This window comes from Bacillus sp. SIMBA_031, from assembly GCF_046535225.1.
Classification (GTDB): Bacteria; Bacillota; Bacilli; order Bacillales; family Bacillaceae; genus Bacillus; species Bacillus velezensis.
On the sequence record NZ_JAWRXC010000457.1, the window covers coordinates 1 to 255 of the forward strand.

General features: G+C 58.0%; 1 protein-coding gene. It reads left to right on the forward strand.

Annotated features, from left to right (window positions below):
- Positions 1–47: 47 nt before the first annotated feature.
- On the forward strand, positions 48–255 hold a 208-nt coding region (locus SB724_RS21015), incomplete at its 3' end, for an MFS transporter (RefSeq protein ID WP_410572908.1).

The following is a 255-nucleotide window of genomic DNA, read 5'->3' on the forward strand; positions in this document are numbered from 1 at the left end:
GAGACAAGTTCGGTCGAAAGACCGTACTTACTTGGAGCTTGGTCCTGATGGGCGTTTCAAGCGGACTGATTGGTCTGATTCCCTCGTACGCAACGATCGGCGTAGCGGCCCCGATCTTGCTTGTTCTGCTGCGGATCGTCCAGGGAGTCGGCGCTGGAGCGGAGTTCAGTTCTGCAATTGCTGCGGCTTATGAGTTCGCGACCCCTAACAAGCGGGGCAGACTGGGATCCCTACCGACGCTTGGGGTCAATCTCG